A 16,384-nucleotide genomic window follows, 5' to 3' on the forward strand; every position below is an offset into this window, starting at 1 on the left:
AACCGTGATTCCAAAAATTGAATCACGGTTTTTTTCACTATTGTCCAAAGGATATACACTAATACTTCTTTTCGATTTTCTCTTGAAGCGTTTCTATTTTTTCCGGAAGAACAAATAAGTATTCAATGAGTCCCTCTAATAATTCCATAAGCAGACTCGCTGTTTCATCGTCTATTTCTCTTTCCAATTCGAGCATTTCGTAGAATGGAGAATTGGGATGCACCAAATGGCTAAGTGCCTGGATTGGCTTGGAAAGGTCGACATTTTCCGGCAACTGATCAAACTGTTCTGATAAAGACTGTCCGGAAGCTTTCTCACCGTTGAAATTCTTCAGTACACTTTCCAGCACCCGCTTTGACATGACAGCTGTTGCTGAGTTGTCCTTTGTCTGACTTACATTCAAAGCGGAACGAAATGATCGGACAAGGTCCTGCGGTATACGCTTATTCCCTTGAATTTGATCTAACGGTCCATTCGTTGCTAGAGGATCGTAAATATAAAGACCCGCTTCCTCCCGGTGGTTGAGAGAATCATCATTGAGCATAATAACAAATACAGTCGGTTTCTTACATTCTGAGCAACTAGCCTCAGCAAACAGTCCTTTTTTATTCACCTGATAGAAATTGGCCTTCAAAATGAATTCACTTGTCTTAGTGCAGTTTGGACATTGACTTTTAACCTTCTTAGGAACTTTTTGATATCCATACTGAATATGCGACAACACAGACCCCGGTAAGATTTCTCTCATTTGTACCTCCTAAAAAACACACCTTGAATCCTAGATTTTAAACTATTCGGACAATTGAAGATAAAAAAACGCTTTCCTTTTATCAAAATTATACCTTTGCTAGAAATGATTACAAGATTAAATATCTGGAAATCTAGTTTTGTGATAATAGAACTAAGAAAGGGAAAACAGTTGTTACATCGTTGCAAAATGCGTTATCGATTAAACTTACCTAGCGTATCCCCTACTTGATGGACCACGGAGTATATGAGATCATTTACAGATTGGTCTTTACTGAGACGGGGACTTTGACCAGACCATAGGGACATGAATTCCGGGTTCGACTGTTTCCCTGCCTCTTTTCTAAACTCTTTGGTTAGCATGTTTTGAATCGGATAGGGAGGGAGGAGATCTTCATAAACTTGCATCTCCTTCGTAAATGTGTTCGCCAAACCTCTTGCTGGTTTTCCGCTAAACACCGATGTAATGACCGTATCAGTTTCTAGAGCATTTATTATAGCCTTCTTATGAACAGCATGTGCCCCACTTTCTTTACATGTGAGAAATGCGGTTCCCATTTGCACTCCTTGTGCACCTAAAGCAAGAGCAGCTGCAACACCCCTTCCATCCATAATTCCACCAGCTGCAATAACTGGAATTTTCACCACATCCACTACTTGGGGTACAAGAGAAAAAGTACCGATCATCGATTGATCGAAAGAACGAAGAAACGTGCCTCTGTGTCCACCCGCTTCACTCCCTTGGGCGACAATAATATCCACCCCGCTCTCTTCATTAAGAAGAGCTTCTTCAACTGTTGTAGCGGTACCAATAACTGTGATTCCTTCTTTCTTTAACTCTTTCACAATCTCTTTAGTTGGTGCGCCAAACGTAAAGCTGCAGACAGGAATTTTTTCATTAATGATGAATTCTACCTGTTTTTCAAAATCAAATTGGGGATATGTGATTGATTCCTGCCCCTTAATAAACAACTCTTTATTATAACGTTCCATAATTTTCCTAGTATTGGTAATTTGTTCTTCGCTTCTCACGGGAGTTTCAGGAATGAAAAGGTTCACCCCAAAAGGGCGAATTGTTTGTTCTTGGATTTGATTGATGGCTTCTTTCATATCATCAGGAGTCATATACCCTGCGCCAAGGGTTCCGAGTAGCCCCGAATTAGAGACAGTAGCTACCAAACTCGGAGTTGTGACTCCTCCAGCCATTCCTGCCTGGATAATGGGGTATTCGGTGTCTAGTAGTCTAGAAACACTGTTTTGATTCCACATGATTTTCCTCCTTTTACAAGAATCACTAGAGTCGTATTGCACAAATAAATTATGTCAAATATTTTCTTTTTGTACAATTGATTCGATCGTTTCAATTCTTCGTGATACGATTGTATTCATTCGTACTTATTTATCCTTATAATTGATAAAATGTTTCACTACCGTACTTCCAACGGGGAAAGGCATCATCAATAAAATAGAAAACGCACAAAGCTGACGCTTACTCTGTGCGTTTTTTAGTCACTTTTTGAATGAAGTAAACTTCAATACAATTTTCATAAATTCATCATAGGAGGAGAAGTGTTTGTTCCAAGAATTATACCATTTCCGAATTGTTTCCAAGAGCCAAAATGGAATGGCTCTTCCCTCAATGAGATCGTAATGATCTTCGTATGCTTTTTTTAAATGCTCCCACCTGAAATCATTTCCTGGAAGGACGTACTCAGACACATCTATGATTTTGGCTCTTCCGTTTTGAAGTAAAATATTTTTCAAATGAATGTCCCTCGGATTCAATCCTTGATTACGGACATAACGTCTTGCATCTTCCACATCCAGAACCACTTGCTCTGGAATATGAATCCCTTGCAATAGACAGTCAAAGAGCGTTAACCCTTCTTCATAACTTAATACAAGTACATTATCGTAAGCAGCATAGCAAGTTGAGAAAAATGTAGAACCTTTTATCAAAGAGTAAACCTTTTCCTCTATGTTAATTTTTGAAACTTTATCTTCTGCGTAAAGTTTAAAAGCGAAATCCGGTGCATAGAGAGATTGAAAGACTGCTGCATCCGTCCCAACACCAATGCACCTAATTTTAGTATCCCCACCATGGACCGTGACAGGTTCGTTATTCGGGCTTGAAGACACGTTTATGTGAGAAAGAGATGGCAGTACTACTTCCCATTTATTCTCCATATATTCTCCCTTCGATCGATTTCTACTAAAGTATGTTTCTACGTTATCCCTTATTCTGAATAATATAGCACCTGCCATGATCATAATTCAATTTATAGAGTATTAGTTTCCATAGTAATATTAGACACTTGGAGTCATCAATCGATACATACTCTTCATCTTAGGATTCTCCATATACTTGTCGGGTTATTCTGACCTTTCGATCTTGATCTCCTCCAAAAATACGAGATACCTTTAAAGATAATCTACTTCACCTTGCTTATTTATTGCTCCTTTTAGAAAAATACAAAAAGAGAAGACTATATCCAGCCTTCTCCGTCCCCGACTATCCTACTATTACAGGCTCATTTTGCGGTTCCAATGTTACACTTTCTCTTCGGATATCCAATTCAGGTGTAATGATTTTTAAAATTAATGTTCCAACAAATCCAATTAAAAGGATCATTAAAGCCATTATATTCGATGGTAGTATCGCCCCTAGTGATACTGTGACGGATGCAATCAACATGGATAAGTTAAACTTCAATCCATTGAATGCCATATAAGAACTGCGAGCATCGTCCGGTGGTATGGCTGCCATGTATGATTGTTCAACCGGAACTCGGAATACTTCACCAATTGTTAGTATCGCCATCATAGCAAATAAGATGAACAAGTTGGTAGAGTAAGCGAGAGTGGCATACCCTAAGGAAAAGAAGAAACAACTCCAAACTAGAACGGTTTTGTCTTTTAAAGTGTGCGGAATTCTTGTTACAAAGAGCATGAGTATTACGACTAGAATCGTATTTTCACTCCGGAGGATCCCCATCGTTTGCACACCGTCTATGTTCCAAAAAAGAAATCGTTGTGGATGCAATTCCTCGCTTAGGCGTATTCCGATATAATTGGTAAGCTGAAATTCCATAGAAAGAAGAAGTACGCCTGCAACCGTGAAAAGAACAAATAGTTTGTCGTGCATCACTTTCCCATAGTTCGAAAATAATTGCCTTACGTGTTGAGATGGTGTAAGTTCAGCCTTTACCGGAGCATAACTTTCATCTATGAAAAAGGCAACCAATGAAGCAGTTACAGCCGATGCAACACTTAGAGCAAGGAACAGCTCGAACAAATAATCTTTAAACAAGAACGCACCGATGATCCCCCCAATCGCAATGGATAAATTGTTAGCCCAATACGTAATAGAGTACATCAACTTCCGTTGTGATGGTGTGCTTACATCAATCATCATCGCCTGGTTAGCGGGTCCTGCTAGCCCCCAGCATATACTGTTAATCGTCATCATTGCAAAGGTAATCGATGCTGATTCAAACCAGGTCGAGTTACTTGCCATCATGGTGAGAAAAGCTAAGAAACGAAGCGTCTCTGCGAATAACATAATTTTCTTTCGGCCAAATTGATCTGCGAAATAGCCTCCCAGGAAATTAATCCCGATTCCAACAAATACATTGATCAGTAAGAGAAGTCCCGCCAATTTCGCTCCAAAATGAACCGCTAAATAAATGGACATAAACGGAAAAATCATACTTCCGATAAAACGACTCATAAAGGTTTCGATTATCCGTATTTTGATATTTTTATGAAAATCTTTAAATCTCATACTATTCCTTCTCTCTGTATATCAAACATCTGCTTGTATCACTCATCTAAGAGCTTTGTTAGTAACGTGATATTTACTCCAAGAGCTTGAAATATAGCTCGACAGGTAATATCACTCACCTTTCCCTTCCCTCCTTCAAGTCTTTTTACTGTTTGAGCGCACACATTTGCTTTTTGCGCTAAATCCTCTTGCGTTAATTGAGACTTCACACGCAGTATGTACACAATTTCTCCCATATGTAGTTCGTTACTACTGGAATCCTCTCTTACTAAACAATTATTAATGGAGTTACAAAGTTTCTTCATGTCACTCATCAGATGTCCCCTCCAACAATTGGCAAAATGGTATTTACTAAATATAAAGAAATTTCTCCATATTATCAAGGGGGATTTGCCTACTTCTCATATTTACATTATAAGGGTCAGGTGCATCCTTTTCTTCAATCATTTGTCTGATTCGGGTTAAGACTTTGGGATGACACTGACACTAAGTAAATTCCCAAATAAAAAAAAGCACCCATGAAGATGCTTTTTAGATTAAGAATTTTCATTATTATAAGGCTAAAAACAAATCCCATTTTAATGAATAATAAACCGTACTGATTCCCACGCCTACTACAATGAAGCCTACTATATTTTCAATCAGCTTATCTGGTAACTTAATAAATTTAAGGACTGTATATATTAACGTGGTCAAAGAAAGTGTAACTAATGAAACAATGGCGATATTAATCGCAACTGTCTTAACTGGTTCTGTAAATATTTCACTAAATTCCAACAAGAAGGACCCTCCTGATATGATTCATGACTTTCTCATATTTTCTCTAAATATGTAGTATCAAGATGTCTATTATACTAAAAACAACGATCCTTTGATAGGGGTAAATGATAGGACGTATTTAATTCCTAATGTGTAAAAATGCCTATAAGAATATATTTGTACAAATAGAAGAGTAAATAAGGAGATCTATTTGAATATACCCTATTTTCAAGCAGTTTCCTTTATTTACTCTTTCAAAGTTTATGGTAGTATATACCTACAAAACATTTAGTGAGGTCATATCATGGAATATAATTTAGGAGATAAAATCATATATCAAGAGGAAGAGTACTATGTGTATTGGATATATGATAGTCAATATATTGAGATTTCTAAAGATAATCGAAATAACTGCGAGCTGGTTCACATTTCTGAAATCCAGAAACGAAATGGCTAAAATAGTATAAGAACCTTCTAACCTTAAGTTCTATGCTTCTTTCATTAATGAATGACACATCCTTGTGGGCATCTTCGTCATTCAATTGTTATATGCTCCGGATGAACGCTATCATATAGTTACTTTCCTGTAAGAGGCTCATTTCGTAAACTTTGTTGCTAATGATAGTATCAGAATTTGATTTACAATATCAAAGATCAGTAGATTGGTATATCAGTCTTGTAATCACTTCCAAAGACAAAAATAAGCTTCATGGTACAAACGGAGCGAATACAATGAGTAAAATAATGATTGTTCCTATCACATATGTCGTTTTATAAGAAAGTTTGTGTTCCCTGCTCACGTTCATAAACCCAGAAAATTGTAACCAGTTTTTATACATGAGGAGTAAGATTAATAAGATGGCTAGAATGACTAAGAAAGCCCCTGATGTTCCATCCACATTAATTCCTAATGATTTGTACAATAATTTGATGGATCCTCCAATGAAAGCTCCGAGGAAAAAGAAGATAAAAATAAATCGAAAAAATTCTAACGTGTTTGTATAGGTGCCTTTTTGTTTACTAATGTATTTCATGTGATTCACTCGTCCTGTTTCTTCGCACGTCTGACAATCTCCTTAATGAATGGCTCTTTCTCCTGAGTATATTTGGGGCGGTCAAATTGATAGAGAGCTGCCAATTCTTTTTTCAAATCCCGATATTCCTCTGCTACTTTAGGAAAGGTTCTTAAGTAATTACGGAATAGGAGCTTATTGTTCCATTCACTAGATTCAAACTCACAGATATGAAGGTGACAAGTGCCTCTTTGCAACTCTCCTTTTCGAAAGAATCTGCGATCAGTCAACTCTGGTTTATGAACATACACATAAGCTATTTTCTTTAATGGTTCAATTAAGCTCAGTACATCCTCAAGATCTTTCACACCTACCAGCAAATCAATAATCGGCTTCGCATCCAACCCTTTCACAGACGTACTGCCAATATGTTCGATCCCAATGAGGGACGGACCTATTGCTTGAGTGATCATCTCTTTTTCTTGATTAAATCTCAATTCCCAAAGTGGATCGTAGGGGCTTAAATGGACAAATGATTTTTTTGTTGTCATTTGGGACACCTTCTTCATTTAACATATTCTTTAAATAGGATATAGTTACACTTACATATTTGACCCAAAATTAGTAAAAGACCTTCATTAGCACTTATAAGTAAAACAAAGATTTCTAGCTAAGAGCTTTAATATAATGTGGTAATTCCATCAACTCATCGATCACTGTGTCTGCATGATCAGCATGACTCCATAAAGGGTCTCTTTTCCATGCGCCTTTCATCCCCACTTGTTGAGCTCCGGATACATCATATTGCGGGTGGTCCCCGATAAAGATGCACTCTGAAGACTCTAAATTCAGCCTTTCCAACGCTCTCTGAAAAAGTTCAGGATCAGGTTTTTTTATACCTTCCCATTCTGAAATGAGAATTTCATCAAAATATGCTTTAATTTCCAGAGCTATAATATTGTCCATTTGAAACCGTCCAAAACCATTGGTGATCATCCCAAGCTTTATGTTTGCCGATTTTAATTCGTCCAACATTTGATGCAAATGTGGAAAAGGGACACAACTATTCCTAAATTCCCTGAGGTAATCATCCAGCATTTCCTCCCATGTTAGTTCCGTGATTTTGAATTCCTCTATAAGCTGCTTGTATACCTTATCTTTCCAAACATATCCACGCTGATCTAATTCAATGAACCTTTGTATGTAGGACGTTTCAGGAATATGATTTAGCCATTTATGAAGTCTCTCATATTGATTTGTTATAAATTGTTGTACTGATGCATCCCTGTTAAGCAGGGTTCCGTCCAGGTCGAAAATGGCTGCTTTTATCATGTTGATTTCCTCCTTTTCACTCATTTTGATTTGAGTGTTTTCTTATTATATTAGGACGATTCTTCATACCCAATAGCATCATAGAATCGATGTGCTCTTCTGGTGGCTAACGCTAATAACTTTGAATTTCTATATTATGAGGTTTTCTCGCAGCCTCAATTTGGCTACTTGATAAATCCACTCCCCACAGCTCACTTGCATGATTACGATACATATATTCCAATGAATGACCGCTTCCACATCCAATATCAAGCACCTTATTCCCTTTAACACTACCGAGGAGTTGTACTTCATCCTCTGTCGGTGCAAGTGGCCCGTATTCTGGGAGTGGGTTTCTTCCGTAGAAACGGGGAGCTGCCTCGTTCCAGCTTTCCTTATTAATAGAAATGGTTTTTGAGTCCATAAAATCCCTCCTAGTTATTCACATGATATTTCTAAAAGAAATTAAATTAGCAACAACTATTTAAAATATGAAAAAATGCCGTTTAATTACTAGTTCCTGAAGAAATTATTAATTCGTGATATCTGTACAGGCATTCTAAAAGATTTTTCATACGTTAATATATACAGGAGGTGAAAGATATGAACTGTTACAACACCCCTCTAGGTTGGAAGGATGATAAATGTCCTCCGAGACCTAAAAAAGAGTGCAAAAATGCTCACTACGAAAACTGTGCTCCGTTCGCAGGTACTGGAAACCAAGATGTAAATACAATATTTGACGTTCAATCCACAAGTATTCCAGTTATTGCTGCAGGTACTATTGAAAACTTTAGTACTCAGGCGATTAATGTTCGATTTGAAAGAAGTGTAAGCAATCAGCCAATTGTTCTTTTAGTTCAACCCCATAGTTCTTTAACCTTTGTTTATGATCATTTAACAAGAATCGCAACTACAGGCACTGCACCAGAAAGAATGTACAATGGATCTTTAAAAATTCAATTGAATTATTCTTTTGAAACAACTTGTAAAGAATAAGAATAAAGCGGGACCTTCTCGCTTTTTTCTTATTCACATGTTCTTCATGATCGATATGCCCTTCTGATTGTGTATTCCCTCAGCAGTTGAAAGAATCTCATGATATACCTCATTCCATGCAGGGTAATAATCTGACACCCTGGCTGGATCGATCCAGCATCTTTCTACAGATTCATATTCCGCTTCAAATCGATGGACTTGATCTACTTCCATTTGATAAAAAATTTGATACCCCACTTTGGGATAGTGGCCATCTTCATTCCAGTAGGGATTGTCATGATGATCCACAATGATATATCCTAATAGATGGGAATGCCCCGAAACATACGCTTCTTCCATTGCTTCCCTTTCCAAACACTCTTCTGGAGATTCACCTTTCTCTAAATGCCCTCCTGGAAAATCCCAGCCTCTTTTACGCAGCTTCACTAGAAGTAATTTTCCACTATTAAAGCAGAAGCCATGTATACTGGTGATTAGCTTCATGTCTGGAAGGTGAATATCCTGTCTCCATGTTAACTTTACTTTCGATTCCCCCCATTTTACGATTGTAGAAGTCATTTTATCCTCCTATTGTATAAAGAATATTCCATCTATTCACTATATTAACCTATTTTAGAATATAATGGAAAGATAGTACTAGAAAGGGAGATACATATGGGATTAGAAATGAAGAACAATTGTCAGTCATGTCAGAATTTATTGAACGATCATGCATATATCTGTGTTCATGAATGTAGTTTTTGTGAAAAATGTACAGATAATTATAACTATACTTGTCCGAATTGTAGTGGGTAGTTAGTCAGAAGGCCGAAATCGCCAACAGGCATCAAACAGTAAGGAGGAGAACGAATGAATATAGCACTAATGATTATCGATGTCCAGAAAGGGATGTTTACAACCAATCCTTCTATTTATAAAGGGGACACATTACTGGAAAATATTAAAAGAGCGATGGAATATGCAAAGAAAAAAGAAATCCCTATTATTTTTGTCCAACATAATGGACCTGAAGGAAGTCCGTTAGAGAAGGAGACAGCGGGCTGGAACATACATGAGAGTATCTCACCGGAAGAAGGATCGATTATAATAGAAAAGAATACCCCAGATAGCTTTTATCAAACGGATCTTCAACAAAGATTATCAAATTTAAACATTGATCACTTAATCATAACCGGTATTCAAACCGAAGCATGCGTGGACACTATCTGCAGAATAGGTTGCAGTAAGGACTACAAGGTAACCCTGCTTACAGATGCCCACTCAACTTTCGACAAAACAGAAATTTCGGCAGCACAAATCATTTCACATCACAATGAAGTGTTGCGTTGGTTTGCTGAAGCAGTTAGTACAGAAGAATGGCTCCTCCAATAGTACACGAATGAAATGAAGCCCCAGGGTCTTGACCTTTATAGCTTCATTCTTTTAATTCATATCTCCAAGATAGACAATCGATGCTTCTTTCAGGAGGTACTCTATGATTTTCTGTGGGTAGACCCTTAGTTTCGTAAATTTTTGTAAATCAATCCACTCAATGCCGACTTGATGACTATCTGGATTTGTTGGTGGTTCACTATTTTCCAATTCTACTTCCAACGTAGTTCTAAAATAAAACTCTACCTGATGCACGTCATAGTCAAATGAAGAATGCTCATGATTCTTTCCTATATACTCACGAATATGTAAAAGTTCGCCTACTTTTACTGAACTTCCTATTTCCTCGATACATTCTCTTCTTAATGCCTCATCAAGAGTTTCACCATGCTCCTGACCGCCTCCAGGGAAGAGATAGAAATATCCCTGTGCATCCTTGTTTTTGGTTAAAAGTATTTTGTTATTATGTATAATGATGGCTTTTGCTGAGTTTCTGATCGCCATGTTATCATTCTCCTTCTATTTATCATCTTTCTTCATATGTATAGAGCATACTCTTAAATACTTTTCAGAAAATACTGGGTGATGCTCCTTTCAAGTTTGGATCAACATCACCCACACTTATTATGACTTATTCAGTTACAAACCATCAGCAAATTCCCATCAGGATCTTTAAATACAAAGTATTGATTATTCTCAATCTCGGTTATTAACTCTACACCTTTGTCTTTCATAAAATGGTAGGATTCGTGAATATCGTCTGTCGCAAATTGAATGGCTGGAAAATCCAACCTTGGTAGTCTACCAGATTTGTCCCTCCACATTGGCATTGTGTCGAGGATCATCCCTGTTCCTTCCATGTCAGCAACAAATAGATGATCAAAATGTTCTTCTCCTTCTTGGATGTCCAATATACTTGTGTACCACTCTTTAGACTTTTCAATGTCACTTACAGGAATAAACACCAAATTCACTTTATTTTTGATCGGACTTTTTATCAAAGAGACTCCCTCCATTCCATTCGATACTTATTTATATTTCAATCTAACCGTTGTCAATTCCTGCTAAACTTCCAGATTTTCACTTACAAGTAATAAACTAAGTATAAAGACGGCTTTCATAATGATCGGTATCCAATATCTATTACTAGATGAAAGGACGATGACATTGATTAATCATACGATATTACAGAATACGGTGCGAACCCTCCAGGAGAAACACAATCTTCCAGGAATTTCTGTTTGTTTAACAAATTCTGATGGAAGTGACCATATTTATGCTGCTGGCGTACGGCAACTGGGGACAAATGACGTATTGAATGCACATGATCATCACCGGGTCGGGAGCATTACTAAAATAGTCATCAGCACCCTCCTTCTAAAACTCCAGGAAAAAGGGCATCTTTCACTCGAACAAACAGTAGAATCCATCTTACCCGGTCTCCTAACCCATGGTAGACACATAACAGTTCGTCAATTGCTTCAGCACAGAAGTGGTTTAAAGGATTACATTTGGATGGATGTTGCAGGAACAAAATGCATCCAACACGCATTATCCTGCCCTAAAGATGATTTTCCACCTCAAAGTCTTATAAGGCTCATTCGTGATCAAGACCTTGAATTTGAACCCGGAACCCAATATAGCTATTCTAATACAGGATACATTTTGCTTGGTTTAATAGTAGAGAAATTGTCAGGAAAAACGATTGAAGAGGTTATCCATCAATGGATTATACAACCACTCCATCTAAAAAGGACATACTTCCCGTCTGCTAACGAACTAAGACATCCATATGCAACTGGCCACTCGATAGCCACAGAAGACATGTCAGAGCTCTCTGATGAACTCACATATATAAATATTCTCAACGTATCGATCATCTGGACAGCCGGAGCTCTTATTTCTAACCCCATCGAAATTCAATCGTTTATGAAGGCTCTGTTCAATGGTTCATTATTATCAGAAGAATCCCTGAAAGAAATGGTCCACTTTCAAGCTACTGATGATCCTTCCAACTCTTATGGACTAGGAATACAAAAATATAGATTTGATAACGGTAAATCTGCACTCGGCCACCAGGGAGGAATTCATGGTTACGAATCTGTGACGCTTTATTATCCTGAAGATGAACTCTTTTTGACCGTGATTGTGAATCAAATGCCCGTAGGGGTTGTAAGGATTGCAAATCAGGTATTTAATGAAGTATTAAGAAATGAAAGTTAGTCTTTAATCATTACTAGCCATTTGTTGAAGTTCATTGACAGTCGCGAAAGTAAACCCCTCTTTCGTCAATGCTGCAAGGATTTCATCTAGTAACTGTATTACATTCCGACTCTCATCATACATGGGATGTAATAAGATAATTGAACCTGGCTTTGCCTTCTCCTTCACATATGCGACTTTCTCATAAGGATCATTCGATATACTATCAGGTTCAATATTCCACATAATGGTTTCTCTCTTATACTTATCTAGATAATAAGGAAGACCTATCAATTTCTTTCCGTTCGGGGGACGAAAATCAATCTGTCCATCATATCCTGCTTGATTGATCAGCTCATCCGTTTTTTCGATTTCTTCTCTATAGTATGTTCTCGATTTAAAAATCATCCGTTCATGTGAATAGGAGTGATTTCCAATTCCATGGCCAGCTTTCACAATTTTTTCAATTTCCTCCGGATGTTTCTCTATCTCTCTCCCGATAAGAAAGAAAGTGGCTTTGGCTTCATACTTTTCTAGTGTGGTAAGAATTTCATCAACATTTTCAGTAGGGCCATCATCAAAAGTGATGGCTATTACTTTTTCATTGATTTTCACTTCTGAGGTCAGATTGCCAAACATTTGAAACGTTCTTGCATTCATCCACTTGTAAGTACCGACTACTACCAGTGATAACACACAAAAACCTGTAATGGAAATCAACATTATTTTTTTCATAGCTTACTCCTTTGCTTTATCATCAAAAATAGTATAGCAGTTTTATAGACAGTTCATACTTTTTTTGAATAGTAAATGGCCAACGTCCAAGGAGTTGGCCACGCATTTCATTCATTTGTTTCTAGTTACCTTCTAGCCCTTCATGCGTTAAGGATTATGATTAATATAAGAAGCGATGCCAATTCCCTTGTTTTTCATTAATATTTCACAAATCCTTTTTTTATTTAGATGAATTGATCGGTTACTTTATAGAAAAACCCTGAGATTTTTTCTGGTTTTTATTGAATTTCATATAAGAAAATAATGACTTTCCTCTTTTGTTCGCCTTTCATTTTCCCAGTATGGTAAAGCTACCTAGGAATACAATGAGTGGCGCGTCAATCAAAAGGAAGTCACATTGGAAAGTTTTGAAGAACTTCAAAAGAATTATGAATTGATGATTCATAAGTTGATCCATACCTTGCATATTTACAAAAACAAGGATGAATACTATCAGACTGGTCTCATTGCCTTATGGGAGGCTTATGAAAATTTCGATGCGGAGAAAGGAGCGTTTCCAGCGTATGCCTATTATTTCGTACGAGGTAGAATCCTATCTCAATTAACGAGTGAAAATCGCAATGAGACGAAAAGTATTTTTAAAGAAACGGACTTTTTTGAAGTGATCGAGGATGAGAACGGGAATGAGCAGTTAGCGCAGGAAATGGTACTCTCCTATTGCGAAGACTTAACGGAAAATCAAAAAAAATGGGTAATGTATACGTGTGTGCACATGTTGACAATCAGCGAAATTGCAGAAGTTGAGAATGTTTCGAATTCTGCAGTAAAGAAATGGCGTAAAGGAGCAAAAGATAAGATAAAAGAGTCATTGGTTATAAGAGAAAACTAGTGGCGCGCTGCCGCTATACTTCTTTCTAGCTCACGGCTTATGATTGCTGTGAGCTTTATTTCCATCTGAAATCATGCCCCCTCACTGACTTAGCTAATAGAAAAAGGCCAAGCATCTATTCTTGACCTTTTCATAATTATTTACTTAGCTTATCCTTCTTTCACTACAGCCATTTCCTTGCCAAATCTATTACCATGGTCAACAAACCCTAAACTTGCATATAAATGGTGGGCTTCCTTATTATCAGGATGGTACCCAACCACAATCTTATTTCCTTCAAGAGTTTCATTCATTTCAGATAACATCAAAGTCGTCGCTGCTTTTCCGATTCCCTTACCCTGATAGTCTTTATCCACCATGATTCTATATACCCAATATGCATCGAGCTCTTCTGGCACAGTGTTATACATTAAAAATCCAACAACTGTACTCCCATCATAAATAGCATAAGGTTTAAGTGTAGGTTCAAATTTTGATTGAGCAATGGATATGGCGTTTGATTCAACAAAAGATTTTTGGTCTTCAGATACTTTCAACTGACAGCACTCATACCAATTTTTTTCATTTAATTCTACTATCGAAACATTGTTTATTTCCATTAAGTTTCCCCTTTCAACTCATGGGGAGTGAGACCTCCTAGCTAGGAAACTCCCCCTTGTCACTACTTGTATTCAATCTTTCCAATTTTGTCATTATGAACGCCTCCTTCCAAAAAATGCACTCCCAATTTTCAGACTATTATATTATACCATTATTTTCTATCAGAGATTCTTACCCTCCGTTCTGAACATTGGTAAGAGTAACAAAAAAAAATCGGTCTATCGGAAAATCATGTTTTACACTTATTTCTTAACTCTTTGATAACCGTAGGAACCGGGGATAGGCAGCGTATGCAATTAATCCCCCTCCTATGCCGGAAACAAGCAAGATGATGATGTTAAACCACACATCACCCGTTGTTCCATTCTCAAGAATAATTTCTTTGTAACCTTCTATCGCCCAGTACTGAGGCAGGAATTTACTGACGGTTTGCATGAAGTCCGGCATCAATTCTACAGGAAGCCACAAGCCTCCAAGCATAGCTCCACCGAGTGCTATGATTTGTGTCATGGCAATACCCATGTTCTCTGTTTTCACCAGTACCGCAAGTGCCATCCCCCATCCTGTTACAATAAAAGCTAATGATAAAGATAACATAACTAAAGATATAGGATCTCCTAATGGAAGATCGTAAACAACGACACCAAAGCTAAATAATACAGCAATCTGAATCAATACAATCAACATGAACGGAATCCATTTTCCGATAAAATAACCTTGGATTGGAAGTGGTGTACTGGCTATACGGGCCACCATCCCTCTATCCCTATCCTTCACAAAACCAATTACCATAGAGATCATTATATAAAAGGCGAACATAATGGTGTAGCCTGGAATGATTTGGGTGACAACCTCTTTATAACTCGTATTTTCATCACCCGAAAAAATGGAAACAAACGCAACAATGAATACAATAGGTAGAATAAACGTCCAAAACCATAACCCTTTGTCTTGAAAATTCTTCTTCAATTCCGTACGTGCAACTGCAAACATTTGTAATCCCTCCTTTTCTATGAATCTCGTAACTGAGTACCTGTTAAGTTGAAGAAGATATCTTCAAGCCTTGGATGATATAATTCCAGTCTCCTTGGTTCAATTTTAAGATTACGAAGATCAGCAATCAACCCTTGGAGCGTTTCTAAAGGTTCGTCACTATCTAATAAGAATCCGCTACCCTTTGATTCCACGCGACCATGCTTTGATAACAATTCATCATCTAACCTGTCTCCAGAAATAAATAATGAAGGCTTATTATATTTCTGTAGCAATTCATCCATTGTCCCACATTCTACAAGCGTTCCTTTATCAATAAGACCAATACCATCACATAGCTGTTCTACTTCTTCCATATAATGACTAGAATAAATGATTGTACTGCCTTTTGATTTTAATTGATTAATGATGGAGAAAATGGAATTTCTCGATTGCGGATCAATGCCAACAGTTGGTTCATCCATGATGACAATCGAAGGATTATGCAATAATGCACAGCCTATATTCAGTCTCCTTTTCATCCCTCCTGAAAAGGTGATTACCTTGTCTTTCCCTCGGTCCTTCAATCCTATTTGCTCTAATATTTCTTCTGCACGTGTTTGGAGGATCTTCCCTTTCAGTCCATACAGACTGCCGAAATAAGTGAGATTATCTTTAGCCGAAAGGGATTCTTCCAAACAAATATCTTGGGGTATGTATCCTATCATCCGCTTCACTTTTTTTCGGTCCTTAAGGACTGAATGATCATTGACGATGATATCCCCCTCAAAGTCTTGGAGAACACCTGATAAAATTTTCATCAAAGTCGACTTCCCTGCCCCATTCGGACCTACCAGACCAAAACAACTTCCTTTTTGGATGGTCAATTGAATTCCTTCAAGTGCTTGGATGGAATCATATCGTTTACTCACGTTACCAACTTCGATCATAAAAAGCACTCCTTTCATATAAATGTAAATATGACGATGTGTTAAATAAATC

Annotated in this window: 23 protein-coding genes; 6 read left to right on the forward strand and 17 right to left on the reverse strand. The window is 37.4% G+C overall.

All coding sequences use genetic code 11. The features are described from left to right. Positions 1-58 precede the first annotated feature (58 nt). The 6 genes from FGG79_RS05070 to FGG79_RS05095 form a co-directional block, all read right to left on the reverse strand. Positions 59-748: a hypothetical protein gene (locus FGG79_RS05070; RefSeq protein WP_138776648.1), complete on the reverse strand. Its 690-nt coding sequence runs from the start codon at positions 746-748 to the stop codon at positions 59-61. Positions 749-942: 194 nt separating this feature from the next. After that, entirely contained in the window at positions 943-2,016 is a 1,074-nt protein-coding gene (locus FGG79_RS05075) for an NAD(P)H-dependent flavin oxidoreductase (RefSeq protein WP_138776649.1), read from the reverse strand. Between the two features lie 240 nt (positions 2,017-2,256). Next, entirely contained in the window at positions 2,257-2,934 is a 678-nt protein-coding gene (locus tag FGG79_RS05080) for a serine/threonine protein kinase (protein ID WP_138776650.1), read from the reverse strand. 325 nt (positions 2,935-3,259) lie between these two features. Further along, positions 3,260-4,531: an MDR family MFS transporter gene (locus FGG79_RS05085; RefSeq protein WP_138776651.1), complete on the reverse strand. Its 1,272-nt coding sequence runs from the start codon at positions 4,529-4,531 to the stop codon at positions 3,260-3,262. 38 nt (positions 4,532-4,569) lie between these two features. After that, complete coding sequence (locus FGG79_RS05090; protein WP_138776652.1) at positions 4,570-4,845, reverse strand: helix-turn-helix transcriptional regulator; 276 nt, start codon at positions 4,843-4,845, stop codon at positions 4,570-4,572. 238 nt (positions 4,846-5,083) lie between these two features. After that, positions 5,084-5,311: a hypothetical protein gene (locus tag FGG79_RS05095; protein ID WP_138776653.1), complete on the reverse strand. Its 228-nt coding sequence runs from the start codon at positions 5,309-5,311 to the stop codon at positions 5,084-5,086. 283 nt (positions 5,312-5,594) lie between these two features. Here FGG79_RS05095 and FGG79_RS21680 point away from each other — a divergent pair, with 283 nt between their 5' ends. Beyond that, the gene (locus FGG79_RS21680; protein ID WP_171050808.1) at positions 5,595-5,747 is read left to right on the forward strand and encodes a hypothetical protein; all 153 of its coding nucleotides are present in this window, start codon (positions 5,595-5,597) and stop codon (positions 5,745-5,747) included. A gap of 250 nt (positions 5,748-5,997) precedes the next feature. Here FGG79_RS21680 and FGG79_RS05100 read toward each other — a convergent pair whose 3' ends face one another. From FGG79_RS05100 to FGG79_RS05115, 4 genes are all read right to left on the reverse strand, one after another. Next, on the reverse strand, positions 5,998-6,324 hold the full coding sequence (locus FGG79_RS05100; RefSeq protein WP_138776654.1) for a hypothetical protein: 327 nt from the start codon (positions 6,322-6,324) through the stop codon (positions 5,998-6,000). 5 nt (positions 6,325-6,329) lie between these two features. Continuing rightward, a complete protein-coding gene (locus tag FGG79_RS05105; RefSeq protein WP_138776655.1) occupies positions 6,330-6,854 on the reverse strand; it encodes a GrpB family protein in 525 nt (174 codons plus the stop codon). Between the two features lie 115 nt (positions 6,855-6,969). Beyond that, on the reverse strand, positions 6,970-7,635 hold the full coding sequence (locus FGG79_RS05110; protein ID WP_138776656.1) for an HAD family hydrolase: 666 nt from the start codon (positions 7,633-7,635) through the stop codon (positions 6,970-6,972). Between the two features lie 112 nt (positions 7,636-7,747). Then, complete coding sequence (locus FGG79_RS05115) at positions 7,748-8,038, reverse strand: class I SAM-dependent methyltransferase (protein WP_138776657.1); 291 nt, start codon at positions 8,036-8,038, stop codon at positions 7,748-7,750. A 179-nt stretch (positions 8,039-8,217) separates the two neighbouring features. On the opposite strand from FGG79_RS05115, the gene FGG79_RS05120 reads away from it, so the two are divergent. Further along, positions 8,218-8,613, forward strand: a complete 396-nt coding sequence (locus FGG79_RS05120; RefSeq protein ID WP_138776658.1) for an S-Ena type endospore appendage — start codon at positions 8,218-8,220, stop codon at positions 8,611-8,613. A gap of 33 nt (positions 8,614-8,646) precedes the next feature. Here FGG79_RS05120 and FGG79_RS05125 read toward each other — a convergent pair whose 3' ends face one another. Next, a complete protein-coding gene (locus tag FGG79_RS05125; RefSeq protein WP_138776659.1) occupies positions 8,647-9,171 on the reverse strand; it encodes an NUDIX hydrolase in 525 nt (174 codons plus the stop codon). A 108-nt stretch (positions 9,172-9,279) separates the two neighbouring features. Between FGG79_RS05125 and FGG79_RS05130 the strand changes: the two genes are divergently transcribed. Together FGG79_RS05130 and FGG79_RS05135 are read left to right on the forward strand one after the other, a co-directional pair. Continuing rightward, positions 9,280-9,408 (forward strand): DUF1272 domain-containing protein, encoded by a 129-nt coding sequence (locus FGG79_RS05130; protein WP_346764041.1) that lies wholly within the window; start codon positions 9,280-9,282, stop codon positions 9,406-9,408. A gap of 54 nt (positions 9,409-9,462) precedes the next feature. Further along, positions 9,463-9,984 (forward strand): cysteine hydrolase family protein, encoded by a 522-nt coding sequence (locus FGG79_RS05135; RefSeq protein ID WP_138776661.1) that lies wholly within the window; start codon positions 9,463-9,465, stop codon positions 9,982-9,984. Positions 9,985-10,035: 51 nt separating this feature from the next. Here FGG79_RS05135 and FGG79_RS05140 read toward each other — a convergent pair whose 3' ends face one another. Both FGG79_RS05140 and FGG79_RS05145 read right to left on the reverse strand, forming a co-directional pair. Next, positions 10,036-10,488, reverse strand: coding sequence for an NUDIX domain-containing protein (locus FGG79_RS05140; RefSeq protein ID WP_138776662.1), 453 nt, complete (start codon positions 10,486-10,488; stop codon positions 10,036-10,038). Positions 10,489-10,619: 131 nt separating this feature from the next. Beyond that, positions 10,620-10,982, reverse strand: a complete 363-nt coding sequence (locus FGG79_RS05145) for a VOC family protein (protein ID WP_240794238.1) — start codon at positions 10,980-10,982, stop codon at positions 10,620-10,622. A gap of 124 nt (positions 10,983-11,106) precedes the next feature. Here FGG79_RS05145 and FGG79_RS05150 point away from each other — a divergent pair, with 124 nt between their 5' ends. Then, positions 11,107-12,207, forward strand: coding sequence for a serine hydrolase domain-containing protein (locus FGG79_RS05150; RefSeq protein WP_138776664.1), 1,101 nt, complete (start codon positions 11,107-11,109; stop codon positions 12,205-12,207). 3 nt (positions 12,208-12,210) lie between these two features. Here the strand turns inward: FGG79_RS05150 and FGG79_RS05155 are convergent, their stop codons facing one another. Next, positions 12,211-12,921, reverse strand: coding sequence for a polysaccharide deacetylase family protein (locus FGG79_RS05155; protein ID WP_138776665.1), 711 nt, complete (start codon positions 12,919-12,921; stop codon positions 12,211-12,213). Between the two features lie 397 nt (positions 12,922-13,318). On the opposite strand from FGG79_RS05155, the gene FGG79_RS05160 reads away from it, so the two are divergent. Next, on the forward strand, positions 13,319-13,810 hold the full coding sequence (locus FGG79_RS05160) for a sigma-70 family RNA polymerase sigma factor (RefSeq protein WP_138776666.1): 492 nt from the start codon (positions 13,319-13,321) through the stop codon (positions 13,808-13,810). 149 nt (positions 13,811-13,959) lie between these two features. On the opposite strand, the gene FGG79_RS05165 is transcribed toward FGG79_RS05160, so the two are convergent. The 3 genes from FGG79_RS05165 to FGG79_RS05175 form a co-directional block, all read right to left on the reverse strand. Continuing rightward, entirely contained in the window at positions 13,960-14,409 is a 450-nt protein-coding gene (locus FGG79_RS05165) for a GNAT family N-acetyltransferase (RefSeq protein WP_138776667.1), read from the reverse strand. 250 nt (positions 14,410-14,659) lie between these two features. Next, positions 14,660-15,403, reverse strand: coding sequence for an ABC transporter permease (locus FGG79_RS05170; RefSeq protein WP_138776668.1), 744 nt, complete (start codon positions 15,401-15,403; stop codon positions 14,660-14,662). A gap of 17 nt (positions 15,404-15,420) precedes the next feature. Beyond that, a complete protein-coding gene (locus tag FGG79_RS05175; RefSeq protein WP_138776669.1) occupies positions 15,421-16,332 on the reverse strand; it encodes an ABC transporter ATP-binding protein in 912 nt (303 codons plus the stop codon). Positions 16,333-16,384: the final 52 nt, after the last annotated feature.

Origin of the sequence: Bacillus sp. BHET2 (assembly GCF_005938125.1) — a bacterium.
Lineage (GTDB): Bacteria > Bacillota > Bacilli > Bacillales > Bacillaceae_B > Rossellomorea.